12 protein-coding genes are annotated in these 16,392 nt (G+C 62.2%); 3 read left to right on the top strand and 9 right to left on the bottom strand.

Annotated features, from left to right (window positions below; all coding sequences use genetic code 11):
- Nucleotides 1-7 precede the first annotated feature (7 nt).
- Nucleotides 8-1,816, top strand: coding sequence for a sodium-extruding oxaloacetate decarboxylase subunit alpha (gene oadA, locus J3D60_RS20990; RefSeq protein ID WP_027608222.1), 1,809 nt, complete (start codon nucleotides 8-10; stop codon nucleotides 1,814-1,816).
- 83 nt (nucleotides 1,817-1,899) lie between these two features.
- Here the strand turns inward: oadA and J3D60_RS20985 are convergent, their stop codons facing one another.
- The 3 genes from J3D60_RS20985 to J3D60_RS20975 form a co-directional block, all read right to left on the bottom strand.
- A complete protein-coding gene (locus tag J3D60_RS20985) occupies nucleotides 1,900-3,210 on the bottom strand; it encodes an autotransporter domain-containing protein (protein ID WP_253492654.1) in 1,311 nt (436 codons plus the stop codon).
- Between the two features lie 167 nt (nucleotides 3,211-3,377).
- The gene (locus tag J3D60_RS20980; RefSeq protein WP_141696498.1) at nucleotides 3,378-4,148 is read right to left on the bottom strand and encodes an amino acid ABC transporter permease; all 771 of its coding nucleotides are present in this window, start codon (nucleotides 4,146-4,148) and stop codon (nucleotides 3,378-3,380) included.
- A gap of 29 nt (nucleotides 4,149-4,177) precedes the next feature.
- On the bottom strand, nucleotides 4,178-4,999 hold the full coding sequence (locus tag J3D60_RS20975) for an ABC transporter substrate-binding protein (protein WP_065937946.1): 822 nt from the start codon (nucleotides 4,997-4,999) through the stop codon (nucleotides 4,178-4,180).
- A gap of 112 nt (nucleotides 5,000-5,111) precedes the next feature.
- On the opposite strand from J3D60_RS20975, the gene J3D60_RS20970 reads away from it, so the two are divergent.
- Nucleotides 5,112-6,011 (top strand): homocysteine S-methyltransferase family protein, encoded by a 900-nt coding sequence (locus J3D60_RS20970; RefSeq protein ID WP_065937947.1) that lies wholly within the window; start codon nucleotides 5,112-5,114, stop codon nucleotides 6,009-6,011.
- Between the two features lie 3 nt (nucleotides 6,012-6,014).
- On the opposite strand, the gene J3D60_RS20965 is transcribed toward J3D60_RS20970, so the two are convergent.
- Genes J3D60_RS20965 through J3D60_RS20955 form a run of 3 tightly spaced genes read right to left on the bottom strand, consistent with a single transcriptional unit; the run spans nucleotide 6,015 to nucleotide 7,787 of the window.
- The gene (locus J3D60_RS20965; RefSeq protein ID WP_253492653.1) at nucleotides 6,015-6,695 is read right to left on the bottom strand and encodes a GNAT family N-acetyltransferase; all 681 of its coding nucleotides are present in this window, start codon (nucleotides 6,693-6,695) and stop codon (nucleotides 6,015-6,017) included.
- Between the two features lie 10 nt (nucleotides 6,696-6,705).
- Nucleotides 6,706-7,152 (bottom strand): GNAT family N-acetyltransferase, encoded by a 447-nt coding sequence (locus J3D60_RS20960; protein ID WP_027608229.1) that lies wholly within the window; start codon nucleotides 7,150-7,152, stop codon nucleotides 6,706-6,708.
- Between the two features lie 11 nt (nucleotides 7,153-7,163).
- Entirely contained in the window at nucleotides 7,164-7,787 is a 624-nt protein-coding gene (locus J3D60_RS20955) for an FMN-binding negative transcriptional regulator (protein WP_065937949.1), read from the bottom strand.
- A gap of 90 nt (nucleotides 7,788-7,877) precedes the next feature.
- Between J3D60_RS20955 and J3D60_RS20950 the strand changes: the two genes are divergently transcribed.
- The gene (locus J3D60_RS20950) at nucleotides 7,878-9,419 is read left to right on the top strand and encodes a PLP-dependent aminotransferase family protein (protein ID WP_065938055.1); all 1,542 of its coding nucleotides are present in this window, start codon (nucleotides 7,878-7,880) and stop codon (nucleotides 9,417-9,419) included.
- Nucleotides 9,420-9,422: 3 nt separating this feature from the next.
- Here J3D60_RS20950 and J3D60_RS20945 read toward each other — a convergent pair whose 3' ends face one another.
- From J3D60_RS20945 to J3D60_RS20935, 3 genes are all read right to left on the bottom strand, one after another.
- On the bottom strand, nucleotides 9,423-14,036 hold the full coding sequence (locus J3D60_RS20945) for a DUF6543 domain-containing protein (RefSeq protein ID WP_253492652.1): 4,614 nt from the start codon (nucleotides 14,034-14,036) through the stop codon (nucleotides 9,423-9,425).
- Between the two features lie 115 nt (nucleotides 14,037-14,151).
- Complete coding sequence (locus tag J3D60_RS20940; protein ID WP_253492650.1) at nucleotides 14,152-15,243, bottom strand: polyamine ABC transporter substrate-binding protein; 1,092 nt, start codon at nucleotides 15,241-15,243, stop codon at nucleotides 14,152-14,154.
- Nucleotides 15,240-16,274 carry a histone deacetylase family protein gene (locus J3D60_RS20935; protein ID WP_253492649.1) on the bottom strand — a complete coding sequence of 345 codons (1,035 nt, stop codon included), beginning with the start codon at nucleotides 16,272-16,274 and terminating at the stop codon, nucleotides 15,240-15,242. Before J3D60_RS20935 ends, J3D60_RS20940 begins: the two co-directional genes overlap by 4 nt.
- Between the last annotated feature and the right edge of the window lie 118 nt (nucleotides 16,275-16,392).

Genomic DNA, 16,392 nt, shown 5'->3' with positions numbered 1-16,392 from the left:
CATTCCAATGACTAAAAAAATCTTCGTAACCGACACCATCCTGCGCGACGCCCACCAATCGTTGCTGGCGACCCGCATGCGCACCGACGACATGCTGCCGATCTGCGACAAGCTCGACAAAGTCGGCTACTGGTCCCTGGAAGTCTGGGGCGGCGCGACCTTCGACGCCTGCGTACGCTTCCTCAAGGAAGACCCGTGGGAGCGCCTGCGCAAACTGCGCGCCGCGTTGCCTAACACGCGCCTGCAAATGCTCCTGCGCGGCCAGAACCTGCTGGGCTACCGCCATTACAGCGACGATGTGGTCAAGGCCTTCGTGGCCAAGGCTGCCGTCAACGGTATCGACGTATTCCGCATCTTCGACGCCATGAACGACGTGCGTAACCTGCGCGTGGCCATCGAAGCGGTCAAAGCCGCCGGCAAGCATGCCCAGGGCACCATCGCCTACACCACCAGCCCGGTGCACACCGTCGAGGCCTTCGTGGCCCAGGCCAAGCAGCTGGAGTCCATGGGGTGCGACTCGATCGCGATCAAGGACATGGCCGGCCTGCTGACCCCGTACGCCACCGGTGAACTGGTCAAGGCGCTGAAAGCCGAGCAGAGCCTGCCGATCTTTATCCACTCCCACGACACCGCCGGCTTGGCCGCGATGTGCCAACTCAAGGCGATCGAAAACGGGGCCGACCATATCGACACCGCAATCTCCAGCTTCGCCTGGGGCACCAGCCACCCGGGCACCGAGTCGATGGTCGCCGCCCTCAAGGGCAGCGAATTCGACACCGGCCTCGACCTGGAACTGCTGCAAGAGATCGGCCTGTACTTCTATGCCGTGCGCAAGAAGTACCACCAGTTCGAAAGCGAATTCACCGCCGTCGACACCCGTGTGCAAGTCAACCAGGTGCCGGGTGGCATGATTTCCAACCTGGCCAACCAGTTGAAAGAGCAGGGCGCTCTGAACCGCATGAGCGAAGTGCTGGCTGAAATCCCACGGGTGCGCGAAGATCTCGGCTTCCCGCCGCTGGTGACCCCGACGTCGCAGATCGTCGGCACCCAGGCGTTCTTCAACGTGCTGGCCGGTGAGCGCTACAAGACCATCACCAACGAAGTGAAGTTGTACCTGCAAGGCGGCTACGGCAAGGCGCCGGGCACGGTGAACGAGAAGTTGCGTCGCCAGGCCATCGGCAGCGAAGAAGTGATCGACGTGCGCCCAGCCGACCTGCTCAAGCCGGAGATGACCAAGCTGCGCGGCGAAATCGGCGCCTTGGCCAAGTCCGAAGAAGACGTGCTGACCTACGCCATGTTCCCGGACATCGGGCGCAAGTTCCTCGAAGAACGCGACGCCGGCACCCTGACACCTGAGGTACTGCTGCCTATCCCTGAAGCCGGCGGTGTGGCCCGTGCCGGTGGTGAAGGCGTGCCGACCGAGTTCGTCATTGACGTGCACGGCGAAAGCTACCGCGTGGACATCACCGGTGTCGGTGTGAAAGCCGAAGGCAAGCGCCATTTCTACCTGTCCATCGACGGCATGCCGGAAGAAGTGGTGTTCGAACCGCTCAACGAATTCGTCGGCGGTGGCAGCAGCAAGCGCAAGCAGGCCAGCGAGCCGGGACATGTCAGCACGGCGATGCCGGGCAATATCGTCGATGTGCTGGTCAAGGAAGGCGACGTGGTCAAGGCCGGCCAGGCCGTGCTGATCACCGAAGCGATGAAAATGGAAACCGAAGTGCAGGCTGCGATTGCCGGCAAGGTGACCGCCGTTCATGTGGCCAAGGGCGACCGGGTGAACCCTGGCGAAATCCTGATTGAAATCGAAGGCTGATCCAGCCTTCGACACGACCGTTTAATCCTCGGGGGGGCAGGTGCTCCCCTTTTTTTTGCCTGATGATCAGGCTACCTCATGGCTCAGAACGCTATCGCCCACTGGCCCATCACCCCTTGGTTGCGGCTGTGGCTACCGAACTCGGCGGAATAGGTCAGGCCCACGCTGTGTGTGTCCGACAGCGCCATGTCCAGGCCGGTACGCAGCGCCAGGCTGTTACGGTCCAGTGAGGTGCCGCCGATGGTGAACGAGCTGTCGAAGTCCTCGCGTTTTTCCCAGGCGAAGGACTGGCGCACCCGGCTGCCGATGTCGCCATACAGATGTTTCCAGCTGGTGCTCAGGTGCGGTTTGAGCGTCATTTGGTTGCCCAATGCAAAGTCGCGGGTCAAACGCAGGCCGAAGGTACTGCTGAGGTTTTGCTGGGTCTGTGCACCGACATCCAGTGCGCTATAGCCACCTTTCTCCACAAAGCGGTCGCGCTGATAACGCTGGAAACCCAGCGCGGCAAAGGGCTCGGCGCGTAAGCCACCGGTGTGGAACTGATAGCCCAGCTCGGCGAAAGCATTTTGGCTGCGCGCTTTGTACTTGCCCGTGAGATGTTCGCGGTAATTGATGAAGTCGAAATCGACATTGCGTTGATTCTGCCCGCTATGCCTGCTGTAGAGCGCACCCAGACGCAGTGCCAGCGGCCCGTCCTGGCGCACCGCATAAGCGCCCAGATGCCAGCTGTCCAGTTCGCCTTTGAAACGTTTGGCGCTCAGGTCACTGCCCGACTTTCCGCCCACTACGCCGAGCCGCCACGCGTTGTCGGCCGACCAGTCGGCGCCCAGCAGCAAGCCTTGGCTGCGTTGCTTCAAACCAACGCTTGCGTGTTGAGCATCCAGCGTGCCGGCGCCGCCCAAGGCTTGGAGCCATACACGGCTGCCCTCATCGGTGTCGTTATCCAGCTGACGTATTGCCGACAGCAGGCTGGCGTTCAATTGTTTCATGCTGTTTTGGGTGGCGCTGCCCAGGTTGGCGTTCTGGCTACCCGCCAATTGCTCCAGCACCGCACCCAATCGCCCTGGCTCCAGGCTGCCCAGGTACTCGCCGTATTGCTCAAGTCGGTATTTTTCCCACTCGTTCAGTTCGTCCGACGCCAGCAGGTCATCCATCGCGGCGTCGAGCACACGGGCGACGCTCAGGCCATTGCGGCTGGTGCCATGGTCAGCGAAGTAGAAGTCATCGGGCGCGGGCAGGGCCGGTTCATAAGGGCTTTTCTCGCTGTGCTCCGCGAGCGGATCGAACCATTCGCTGTCTGGCTCCATGTCGCCCCGTGCCTGTGCGTATTGAGCGCAGGTGGCCCCCAGCGCGAGGGTGATGGCGAGTACGAGTTGTTTCTGAATGAGCGGCATGTAAACCCACCTCTTGATGTATGAGGCGGGGAATTTAGCGGGGCACTCGGGGGATAACTGTCAGGCCAGGCAGTGCTCGTTTGCGGGAGATGTCTCTAGCCTGATGCGGAAAAGAATGCCACAGGATTGGCGCACTAAGGTGGCGGTCGATTGTTACTTGACTGACCTCATCCTCGCCTTACATACCCCTTGCCAAAATGGCGTTCCATCCGTGCCTGGATCAGTTCCAGCCCGAGGGACATGACCCAATAGATGATTGCCGCGGTGCTCAGCATCTCGATGTAGCGATAACTGGAGCGCCCGTAGGATTGCGCCAGGAACATCACTTCCCACACGCCCATCACCGAGATCAGCGACGAGTCCTTGAGCATGGAGATGAACTGGTTGGTCGCCGGCGGGACGATGGTGCGCATGGCCTGGGGCAGGGTGACGTGCCAGAAGATCGAACTGTCGCGCATGCCCAGGGCCAATGCCGCTTCCCGTTGCCCATGAGGGACGCCCAGGATGCCGGCGCGGAAGATTTCGCTCAGGTACGCGCCGTAGTTCAGCGACAGCGCGATGATCCCCGCGACGATGGCGCCCGGCACCAGGCCCAGCTGTGGCAGGCCCAGATAGATCAGCAGGATCTGGATCAGCAACGGCGTGCCACGGAAAAACGACGCGTAGAAGCTGGCGATACCAAAGGCCACGGCACTTTTGGACAGGCGCCCGAGCGCGGTGATAAAGCCCAGCACCGACGAGGCGGCAATCGCACACAGGCACAGGAACAGCGTCAGCGCTGCGCCTTGCAGGAAGCCATTGGGTGCCAGGTGCAGGCCAACCAGGTTGGGCAGCTTGTCGAGAATGATCGAGAACTTCAGGTCAAAGCTCAGGAAGAAACTGGCAAACAGGGCGAACAGCGCCGCCCAGGTCAGGTAAAGCCGCGTGCGAAAGCCCAGCAGGGCGCGCGCAGGTTTTGGGGGAACACTCATTGGCTGATATCGGCACCGATCCATTTTTGCGACAGTTTGCTCAGGGTGCCGTCCTGTTTCAACTGGGCAAACACCTCACGCACCTTGGCGTCCCACTGGGCGTCACCTTTTTCGATGGCCACCGAGTTGGGTTCGGCGTACAGCGCTGCGCCGGCGAGTTTGAAGCGTTTGTCCTGGTCCAGGCGCGGCTGGGCGGTGACCAGGTTGGTGAGGATTGCATCCAGGCGTACACCGGCGCCCAGGCCAAGGTCCTGGAAGGCGACGTTATCGGTGTCGTACGGGGCGATCTGCACGTTCTCGAACGGGTACTGCAACTGGGTGTCCTCGGCGCCTTCGATCACCAGGTTCTTGTTCAGGTAGCTCTCGTAGCTGGAGGCGCTGGTGAGGCCGACTTTCTTGCCGCTCAGGTCCTTGGCGCCGTGGATGCTGTCATCCTTGGCATTGACCACGATCACGGCAGGGGAGGCGTAATACTCCACCGGGAAGTCGAAGACTTCGGCGCGGGCCTTGCTCGGGGTCATGGAGCAAATGCAGATGTCATAGCGCCCGCTCCAGCGGCCGGCGGCGATCACGTCCCACGACGGCGTTTCCAGGCGCAGTTTCACACCGAGCTTTTGCGCGACAGCCTTGGCCACATCGACATCGAAGCCGTCGAGCTGGTTTTGGTCGTTGAGGAACGAGAACGGCGGGTAGCTTTCCATCAGCACGCCCACCAGTTCCTTTTTCTTCTCAACCCGGTCAAGGGTCGCGCCGCCAAAGGCTTGGGTGGAGGCAGCCAGTATCGTCAGGCCCAGGGCCAATAGCGGTTTAAGTTTCAAAATGGGCACCTGAATAAAAAAGAGTTGTTATGAACCGAATTGAACGTATTAAATAGTTATAAGAACGACTCTCATAGTGAGTTATTTTCATAAGCTTATGAGTAAAAAGCATATGGCCGCAGGGAACACAGTAATTCTGGACGGCGGCATGGGCCGTGAACTGCAACGCCGCGGTGCGCCTTTCCGGCAGCCGGAGTGGTCGGCGCTGGCATTGAGCGAAGCACCGCAAGCGGTGGAGGCCGTGCATGCGGCCTATATCGACAGTGGTGCCAATGTGATCACCAGCAACAGCTATGCGGTGGTGCCGTTCCATATCGGCGAGGCGCGCTTTGCTGCCGAAGGCCAGGCCCTGGCGGCGCTGGCGGGTGAATTGGCCAGACGGGCGGTGCAGGCTTCGGGCAAGGCCGTGCGTGTGGCCGGCTCGTTGCCGCCGCTGTTTGGTTCGTATCGGCCTGATCTTTTCGAGCCGCAGCGCGTGTCTGAGTTGCTGACGCCACTGGTGCAGGGCCTGGCACCCCATGTCGACCTGTGGCTGGCGGAGACCCAGAGCTCAATCGTTGAAGCGCGGGCGATTCATGCGGGCCTGCCGAAGGATGGCAAGCCGTTCTGGCTGTCCTTCACCTTGAAAGACGAAGACACCGACGAAGTACCGCGCCTGCGCTCCGGCGAACCGGTGGCGGACGCGGCCGAAGCGGCAGCGCAATTGGGCGTCCAAGTGTTGCTGTTCAATTGCAGCCAGCCGGAAGTGATCGGCGCGGCGATCGATGCCGCACGCCAAACCTTCGAGCGGCTGGGCGTGGCGATTCGGATCGGCGCCTATGCCAATGCCTTCCCGCCCCAGCCCAAGGAAGCCACGGCCAATGATGGCCTGGACCCCTTGCGCGAGGATCTCGACCCACCGGGCTACCTGCAGTGGGCTGCGGACTGGCAAACGCGGGGTGCCAGCCACTTGGGCGGGTGCTGCGGGATCGGGCCGGAGCACATTGCGGTGCTGGCCCAGAAGCTGGGGTAAGCCTTAAAGCGCCTGGCGGCGACACTCCGCCAGGCCCTTCAACTGCCCGGAACCTGCCTGGTTCGCCTCCGACAACCACGCCTCAAACCCCGCACCCACCGTCGGCCATTCCGAATCCAGAATCGAATACCACGCCGTATCGCGGTTCTGCCCCTTCACCACCATATGCTGGCGGAACACCCCTTCAAAGCTGAACCCCAACCGCTCCGCCGCATATTTGGAGCGGGCGTTGCCGTTGTTGCACTTCCATTCCAGGCGGCGGTAGCCCTGTTCGAACGCGTATTTGGCCAAGAGATACACCGCCTCGGTGCTTTTGGGTGAGCGCTGCATCGGCGCGCCGAAGGTGACATGCCCGATTTCGATACGGCCCTGGGCCGGGACGATGGACATCAGGCTGAGGATGCCCTGCACCTGGCCGGACGCACGGTCGACCACGCTGAAGAAATACGGGTCGCTGTTCGCCGCATGGTTGTTCAACCACGCATCAAACGCGGCGCGCTCGGCAAACGGGCCGTAAGGCAGGTAATCCCACAACTTGGGGTCGGCATCGGGGCCTTCGAGGGCTTGCCACAATTGATCGGCGTGGCGGGCCGGGTCGAGTTTTTCCAGGCGGATAAAGCGCCCTTCGAGCAGTTGCGCGGTGGGCGCCGGGGCGCCTTTCCAGTCGGCGAGGGAAGTGGACATGCTGCGCTCCTTAAAGACCTTTGCGAAATTGAATGAAGCCAGGGCGTTCGGCGATGCGCTCGTAGAGCTGGATTGCGGTGGCGTTGGTCTCGTGGGTCAGCCAGTGCACCTTGCAGCAGCCGTCGGCCTTGGCAGTGGCGTAGACGAACTCGATCAGTTTTCGGCCGACACCGGTACCGCGCTGGGCCGGGTCCACCAGCAGGTCCTGCAGGTAGCAGGAGTTCTCGATGCTCCAGTTGGAGCGATGGTAGATGAAGTTGACCATGCCCACCGCCTTGCCATCCTGCCAGGCCAGCGCGGAGTGGGTCGGCTCATGGGCATCGATCAGGCGCTGCCAGGTGCTTTGGCTGACGGCGTCCGGCAGTTCGGTGTTGTAGAACGTCAAGTACGCCTGCCACAGCGGCAGCCAGGCGGCGTGGTCGGTTGCGGTGACCTGGCGGATCTCGATCTGGCTCATTCTGGAACTCCTTAGGGAATAAAGCGCGCCAGGGTCTGGTCGCGTATATCGGCGCTGGCGGCCAGGCCGTCGCGCACGCCGGCGATGTCCGCCGCGCTGCGGTTCTGGCTGAGTTTGCGTTTGCCGATCAGGCGCTCGATCGGCAGGCTGAAGCCGACAATGGCCTTGAGCATGCCGTCAATGTAATCAGCCGGGGCATCGCTGACCTTCCACGGCTGGGCGCGATTGCCCTCGTGGCGGTCAGTGAGTGCGCTGACCACGCCGAGCAGGCGCTCGGCATCGGTAAACACCTGGGCCTTGCCATAGGCATGCACCGCGATGTAATTCCAGGTGGGCACCACTTTGCCGTGCTCGGCCTTGGCCGGGTAAAACCCTGGGCTGACATAGGCCTCGGCACCGGCGAAGATCACCAGGGCTTCGCTGCCGTCTTGCAGGTCCTGCCACTGCCGATTGGCCTTGGCCAGGTGCCCGTACAGCGTGCCGTTGGGGCCTTCATCCGGGTTGAGCAGCAGCGGCAGGTGGCTGGCCTGCAGGCCTTGCTCGCCAAAGGTGACCAACTGCGCCAGGCGTGTGTGCTGGATCAGTTGCTGTATTTCGGGCAAGTCGTCGAGGGCAAAGGCGCGTGGTGTGTACATGAATATTTTCCTTGGCGAATGCCTGCATCCTAGGCAGGCTAATGGTTCGTTGTAAGAGCCATCTTCGGCCAATTTCATAGGTCCAATATGATGTCGCCCATTTCGCCGCCGCTGTCCTTCAACCCTGCCGGTATCGAGCTGGATCGACGCCAAGGCCTGACGCGCCAGCTTTATGAAGCCCTGCGTCAGCGCGTGCTGGATGGACGCCTGGCCAGCGGTACGCGCCTTCCCGCCAGCCGTGACCTGGCCGCTGCGTTGTTGATTTCCCGCAACAGCGTCGTGCGTGCCTACGATCAGTTGTACGCCGAGGGGTTTGTCGAAGGCCGTGTGGGTGATGGCACCTATGTCGCCCAGTTGCCCACGGCAAAAAAACTATCCACAAAAGTATCCACAGGCTTATCAACAAGCTTATCCCCAGCCTTATCCACAAAATGGCTGGATTTGCCGCACGATCTCGACGGCGAAGTTATCCACAGGCCGGCCTTGGGGCGCGTGCACAGTCACCATTTGCCACAGCCGCCGGCGGGGCCGCCCAAGGCATTTCGCGTGGGCGTGCCAGCCTTCGATCTATTCCCTTTCGAGGTCTGGGCCAAGCTCAACGGGGCGTTCTGGCGCAAGCCGGACCTGGCGCAGCTGTGCTATGGCGACCCGGCGGGTGACAGCCGCCTGCGCGGCTTGATCGCCGCTTACCTGCGCAGCTCACGGGGCATGCAATGTACGGCTGAGCAAATAGTGATCACCAGCGGTGCACAACAGGCAATCAGTCTTTGTGCACAGCTGCTGGTGGAGCCAGGTGACGGGGTGGCGGTGGAAAACCCGGGCTATCGGGCCGCCGGGCACGCGTTCGCACTGGCCGGTGCCAATCTGCAGGGCGTGCCGGTGGACAGCGACGGCATCGATTGCCAGGTCCTGAATACCTTGGGTGATTGCCGTCTGGCCTATGTCACGCCCTCTCACCAATACCCGCTGGGCGTGGTGATGAGCCTGGCGCGGCGCCTGGAGTTGCTGGCCTGGGCCGAGCGCACCGGCGGTTGGATCGTGGAGGACGACTATGACGGCGAATACCGCTACAGCGGCGCACCCCTGGCGCCCCTGGCCGCGCTCGACCGCAGCGGCCGCGTGCTGTACGTCGGCACCTTCGGCAAGGTCGCATTCCCGGCCTTGCGCCTGGGCTATCTGGTGTTGCCGCCAGGCCTGGTCGATGCCTTCTCACGGCGCCGTGCGGTGGATATGCGCCACTCGGAAGTCAGTACCCAGGCGGTGATGGCCGAGTTTATGGCGGCCGGGCACTTCCAGCGGCATATCCGCCGGATGCGGCGCGCGGCATTGAGCCGGCGCAATGCCTTGCTCGCCGGGTGGCCGCGCGGTCTGCCGGGGGTGGGCGAGTTGCCCGTTATCGCCGCAGGGCTGCACATGACCGTGCGCGTGGACAGCCTGGCCCGCGAGCAACAGCTGCTTGAGCAGGCCCGTGCCGTGGGTGTCGAAGTCAATGGTTTAAGCAGTTACTGGCTGGCGCACTCCACCACTCCGGCAGACCAGCGCGCCGGCCTGGTGCTGGGGTTTGCCGCCGTACCTGAGACGGCCGTTGCCGAGGCCCTGGCAACCTTGCGCAGGGCCTGGCAGCACGATTGACGGTCAGGCCTGGAAAAACAACGAACGGGCCAGGATCGGGCTGATTTCACTGCGATAAATCGCGATCTGGTCACGGTCGCTCAAGCCCGTGCGGTGCACAGCGCCCCCCAGTTTCTGCTGGTCGCGGGTCTTGAGGTGGCCGGCGGTGTAGTGCTCCAGCGCCGCCTGGGGAGACTCATAGTGAAAGTGCGCATACCAGAGCACCGCATGGGTCTGGTGATCACGCACCTCATATTCGTCCAGGTAGTTTTTGCCGGGGCCCTTGAGCCGCCGCCGCGTGACCACTTTGGCGATTTTCACCAGGCCTTGGCTGTGCAGCCACTCCACCCGTGCCGCCGTGGGTGGTTGTTGTTTGGTCATGCTGATGCGAGTGCTTGTGCCCAGTTCGTATAGCCGTTGTGCGGCGTCATTGAGGCGACGGTTGAGGGCGGCGGCGGGCGGGCGGTCGCTTTCCGTGAGGTTGAGCCGGGTCAGCGCCTCTTCGATCGTGGCCACTGCGTGTTCCAGGCGTGCGGCGTACTGGTGGAACATCTCTTCGATTTCTACCGGAATACGTCCGGCTTTCTTCGCGTGGTCCAGGGTGCGCAGGGTGGCGGCGGGCTCTTCATTCAGCAGGCTCTGGGCGGCGTCGATGCTGGTGCCCAGGTCGATCACCTGGGGCTCTCGGGGGCTTGAGGGTGTGCTCTGGCGTTCGACCCAGACCCCAGGGGTTTTTTCGTGGAAGGTCGCGATGAGCTTGCCCGTTACCGGGGCCTTGACGTCCACCAGGCCGCTTTCGGCTTCACGGGGCTCGCCCACCACCACCCCGTTGAAGCGTGTCTTGATGACTTTGCGCTTGGGTGTCGGGGGGGCTTTTGATGGGCCAGGCTTGGGCTCCAGGGCTTTTCGTTGCCTGATCAACAGCGCCAGCTCATGCACCGCCTGTTGGTTGAATTCATCGATGCGTTGGCGCAGGTGTTCCAGGGGTTCTCGCTGCACCTGTTCCGGGTGTTCGGCGTGCAGGTCCAGCAGGCGTTGGTCGACAATTGCGAACTGGTCGACCAGGCTGTTGAGCACTTCAATACGCTCGTGCAGGTCGCTGATGCTGGTTTCCACCAGGGTCTCGATCCACGTTTGCACCGTGAGATCGGCGTTATCCACGATGTCATTGAGTTGTACCCGTGCGTCGGTGAAGGCCTCCCCGCTGCCTTCGCCAATACACAGGTAGCGGCTGAGGGTGAGTTGCATGGCCTTCAGGTCGTGCAGCTTGAAGTCGGGCAGGGCCTGCACGCTGGTCTGGATGACCTTGGCACCCTCTATGCCAAGGCTTTCCAATTGGCGATAGCGCGATTGCGCATACTCCATGCGGTTGATCATATCCAGGTTCAGCTTCGCCATCGTCTGTGCGATCTCGTTACGCTGCTTGATGTCCAGGGCGGTGACGGCTTCCATGTCTTCCACCGACACCAGCAACTTGTCGCGAAAGACCGGCAAGCGTTCCGAGATGGCCGAGCGGGTCAGCAGCAGTTGTTTGTTCAGGTAGTCGATCATCGAACTCTGGTAGTTGGGTACCGAATCGATGACATTCAGCGAGCGCAACTGGCGAATGGGCACGTCATAGTCGGCCAGGCGGCTGTCGACCTTGTCGAGGAACGCCTGGCGCTGGCGATCGGAGGAGGGCCCGGGCAGCGGGTCTATCGCGGCGTGGGCCTGGGCGACTTCAGCTTGCCCGCGCCGTTCGTCAGCATCGAATTGGTTGAGTTTCTGCCGGAGGTCGGTGATCCGCGAAGGTACTTTGCCGCGAGCCGATTGCCGGCGATTCCTGAAACCGGCACCGCGCAGGCGCAGGCGAGTGTCGACAAACCATTGCCCGGCCAGGTTGCTCACCAGCAGCGGGCCGATGTGAGTGGGGCGGCCCGGATCGACGATCATGACATTGTCGTGCTCATCCACCGCCACCTCGAACCAGCGTGCGCCCACCGGCGCGTACCATTTATCGGCAAGCGCATAGAGATGCAGGTGCGGCCCTGTTTCCTTGACGGCTTCCCCCAGCCCGTCGGGCCTGGCCACTTTGAAGCGGTCCAGTGTGGCCCCCAGGCTTGTCGGAGAACGTTGGAGTGCGCCGCTGTTGTACAGCGGGCCTTGATGGCGAGCGGGCGGTTCGGCGTCGGGCAAGTCGGGGCGGCGCATCACGGGGATCCGGTGCTCCGGCGGCAGTCTGGTTTCCGGCGCCTGAGTCGGGGTGGCTTCCTGTTTCGGCAACGTGGCCTTGGGCGTCTTTCGCACCGGCGGATGGCGCAGGGCGACGTGCAGCACCAGAGCCATGCCCAGGTTGAGCAGCAGATCCACCTGGGCTGTCCAGGACACCTGCCCGTCAGGCTCCGGCTCCGCCTGGGCGGTCGCCTGCAGGTCGTCCATGATTTGCCAGATCCAGGCCGCGATGCCCACGGTGCGGCCCATGAATGGCAACGCCGCGCTGAAAATCAGCCAGCCGGCTTCTCGATAGCTTGCCCAGCGTTTCTGAGCGTTGGACACCGATTGCCGCGTCGCCAATTCAACCATCGCGTTGGCGTTGTCCCTGAACAGCGTCGCCAGGCTGTCGTTGCCCACCACTTCGTCGCTCAAGGCCAGGGGGCCGCTCATTTGCACCACCACTTGCGGCTCCACCAACCCGCGCACCACGGTCCACGGCGAAGGTAATGCGGCAGGGAAGACATACTGCTCGTAGTTGAAGCGCACATCTTCGGCCAGCCAGGCCAGCACCGAGTCGCGCAGGGTGCGGTGATGCTTGATGGCATACAACAGGTTTTGCCGTGACGGGTACTGGATCAGCACCGGCTCCAGCAGTGGGCGGTACAACAGGCAAGGGCCTTGGGTGTGGTCGCGGGGGCCGATCACAAACATATTCGCCACCCCATCCTGCGCCTGGCTGGTGCGCAGGGTGGGAATGAACGCCAGGCGCCGGATGACGATCTCTTGCCCCTCGACCTGCCGTTCATGGGCGTGTTCCTGCACCGCGGCAGCGATATAGCGATAACCGCGATCATCGATGCCGTGCAGGCCCTGGATTTTCCACTGCAAGGCCAGCAGTGGCAGTTGCACCCGCAAGTGCGAGGTGTAGAGGGTTTGCCGAAGCCTCGATTGAACGGGGTCGTCGAGCAGGGTGTGTTTGATCAGCGTCGGGTAGCGTTCACCGATGTCGAGGGTTTCGATCACGTCCTTGAGGTAGTTGTACGTCAGCCATTGCGGCCCCTCGCCGCCGTTGTAGTGCACGCTGGACGTACCGGTGGGCAGCCCGGTGAGGTTTTCCAGGGCCAGGTCGATCAGGCTGCGCCGGGTGATGTCACTGGTTCCGGGCAGCACGAAGGTGCCCCAGACCACCGGGCTTTCGATGCTGATCTCTATCTTGTCCAGGTTCAGGCTCGCGCCATTTGCATGGGCCTTGATCCGGTTTTGCAGTTGCTGCCTGGCGTAATCGCGGATCGGCGGGATACCGTCCTGGAAAGACTGCCCGTGGTTGTGGGTATGCAGTTCGGCCAGCTCGATCACGTAACGGCTGTAGGTCGATACGTCCAGGTCCGAGGCATTGGCAAGCCAGTCGGGAAGTTGCTCGTGGATCTGGTGGATGCTCGACAATGAGTGATCGCTCAAGTCCTCAATCACCGGCAGGATGCGCGCGACGGCCTGGCCGGTGACGGCAGCCGTGGCGGGGGCTTCAAGTTCGGCGGAGCCAATTGATCCGATGGCCTGCAATTGCAGGGCGATCAGGTTGCACGCCAGGCTGTCGAAAAAATCCCCGGCGGGTTCGTACAATCGCCATTGCACGGTTACCTCCCCGTCAGCATGAGTCAGTGCCGCGGGCAAGGCTTCGCCGAGCTTTTGCAGTGACTCGAATTTCTCGTAGCCGTTGATCAGCGAATACGTCAGGACCCGCTGGCGTTGCTCATGTACCCCGATCAGCACCGCGATATCCGACAGGCCGACGTGAGTGGAGCGGTTGTTTTTCAGGCCATCTATATCGATCAGGTAAGCGTGTGTCTGGAATGTGACGAAGTTCCGACGCTTGGTCCGGTCTGGAAAGTGGAACAACGTCCTGGCCATGGCGCAATCGTGTTCATCCCAGCCGTCCTGCGCGGTGACGTTCCAGACTTTGCGCAGGGAATGGGAGAGCGTTTGCCAGCGTGGGCCCGCCAGGCCGTTGGAAGCGTTCCAGTAATCAAGTTGCTGCTCCTGGAAGGCGGTAAAGATCAGCGCCGCCAGCTCATTGATCAGCCGCGCAATGGCATCGATCTGCACCGGCAGGTGCACGGCGGGCTTGGCCTCGGGTTCCAGGGTGAGGAAGTGTTCGCCGTCGATATAGATCACCGGCTCGGGCGCCAGAGCCTGGTTGGCCAGCACCGAGGTCAGCGATTGCGCGATGGCGGGTGCGGATTGGATGACATCGCCAACGATGCGCCAGCGCGGCGTGATGACCATGGCCAGGTCAGGGTCGATAGCGAGTGTCGGGTATTGCTCCATGAGGGACGAACGCAACAGGTTGGCGGCAACGTCGCGGATCGACGGGCCGACGCTCAGTTGCGTCAGCAGCTCATAGCTGCTGGGCGGGCGATTGTTGCTAGGGAGTGAATCGTTGGGCATCTGCAGCTCCTTGGCCTGGGTCGGCATGAAGAGCTGCAAGGTAATTGGCGCTGCGGCCGGGCGGTCGGTAGATAAGTCATCATGGCCGGGAAGCGCACTTCCCGGCCACATTTGCTCAGGTCCCGGACTTGATTTTGGACCAGGCGCGGGTCCTGGCGCGTTCGGCGTCGCGTCCCAGGGGTTTCAAGGTATAGAGCGTGGCCATCGCGGCTTCGGTGGGGTACAGGTTGGGGTTGTTGCGGATCGCCGGGTCCACCTGCCCGGTAGCGTCTTTGTTCGGGTTGGGGTAGCCGACAAAATCACTGATCGGCGCAATGACGTGCGGTTGCAGCAGGTAGTTGATGAAGGTGTAGGCGTCCTGGGGGTTCTTCGCGCCTTTGGGAATGGCGAGCATGTCGAACCAGATCGGCGCGCCCTCCTTGGGCAGGCGCATGTCGACGATCACGCCGTTCCTGGCCTCCTTGGCGCGATTGGCGGCCTGGGAGAAGCTGCCGGAGTAGCCGACGGCGACGCAGATGTCGCCGTTGGCAATATCGGCCATGTACTTGGAGGAGTGGAAGTAGGTGATGTACGGGCGGATCTTCAGCAGCAAGGCTTCGGCTTTTTCATAGTCCTTGGGGTTGTTGCTGTTGGGGTCCAGGCCCAGGTGCTGCAAGGCCAGGGGCAGGATCTCCGAGGGTGAATCCAGCAGCGCCACGCCGCATTGCTTGAGCTTGCTGATGTTCTCCTCCTTGAAGATCAGGTCCCAGCTGTCCACCGGTGCATTGGCGCCCAGTGCGGCCTTGACCTTGTCGGGGTTGAAGCCGATCAGGATGGTGCCGTACATGTAGGGCACGGCAAATTTATTGCCAGGGTCGTTGGCCTCGATCAGCTTCATCAACTTGGGGTCGAGGTGGTTCCAGTTCGGCAGCTGGCTGCGATCCAGCGGCTGGAACACACCTGCCTCGATCTGCTTGGCCAGGAACACATTGGACGGCACCACCACGTCATAGCCGGAATTGCCGGTGAGCAGCTTGGCTTCCAGGGCTTCGTTGGTGTCGAAGATGTCGTAGACCAACTTGATCGACGGGTTTTGAGCCTTGAAGTCGTCCAGGGCCTTGGGGGTGATGTAGTCGAACCAGTTATAGACCCGCAGGGTTTTTTCTTCAGCGTGCGCGGCGGTGCTTAATACGGCGGCGCAGAGCACTAGCGACTTGAGCATATTCATTCGACTGCCCCTTCAAAACCTTCGAGAACGTTGACGGCATTGATGCCGATTTCTTCTACCGCGTAGCCGCCTTCCATCACGAACAGCGTCGGCTTGCCCAGGCGGGCGATACGCTTGCCCATGACCAGGTAGTCGGGGCTGTCGAGCTTGAACTGCGAGATGGGGTCGTCCTTGAACGTATCGACGCCCAGGGACACCACAATGACGTCGGCGCCGTAGCCCTCAATCGCCTGGCAAGCCTGTTCCAGTGCGGCGCTCCAGGTGTTCCAGCCCGAACCGGCCGGCAACGGATAGTTGAAGTTGAAACCCTCTCCTGTCCCGTCGCCGAGCTCATCGGCATAGCCGAGAAAAAACGGAAACTCGGCTTCCGGGTGCCCGTGGATCGAGGTGAACAGCACATCGCTACGCTCATAGAAAATCGATTGGGTGCCGTTACCGTGGTGGTAATCCACATCGAGGATCGCAACCTTCCTGTGGCCCTGATCGAGAAATGCCTGGGCGGCGATGGCGGCGTTATTGAGGTAGCAGTAACCGCCCATCAAGTCGCTGGCGGCGTGGTGTCCCGGTGGCCGGCACAGCGCGAAGGCACTGTGGGCGCCTTGCTGGATCGCCCGTTGCGCGGTCAGCGCCACCTGCGCCGCACTGTAGGCTGCCTGCCAGGTGCCGGCGGTAATCGGCGCGCCGCCGTCGAAGCTGTAGTAACCCAACTGGCCGTGGAGGCTGGTGGGCATGACGGCGCGCAAGGTACGGGCGGGCCAGGTATAGGGCAGCAGGTCGCCGTCCTGGCCGAACTCGACCCAACGGGCCCAGGCACCTTTGAAAAAATCCAGGTATTCGCGGCTGTGGATGCGTTGCAAGGGGGCCAGGCCAAAGTCCTGCGGGGCTTGCACCGGGCCGAGCTGGCGGTCCTTGACCCGCTGCAGCACATGGTCGGCGCGGGCGGGCATTTCGAAGCAGGGCATCAATTGCCCGTCCATCAATTCACAACGGCCGTGGTGCAGATGATGATCGTCCGAATAGATCGTCAGCATTGTTGTTGTTCTCCGCAGGCTGCTTGGGATGCCTTGCAGTGTTGCGGCGTGGGCAGGTTTGGAGAACGGCAGGAGCGGCCAAAAGGGGATAAATATGGCCAAAGCCTGTGTCCGTTAT

The sequence above is a fragment of the Pseudomonas sp. S3E17 genome, from assembly GCF_024168685.1.
Lineage (GTDB): Bacteria > Pseudomonadota > Gammaproteobacteria > Pseudomonadales > Pseudomonadaceae > Aquipseudomonas > Aquipseudomonas marginalis.
Note: the sequence above shows the minus strand (reverse complement) of the source record. Positions and strands in the feature narration are given on the sequence as shown.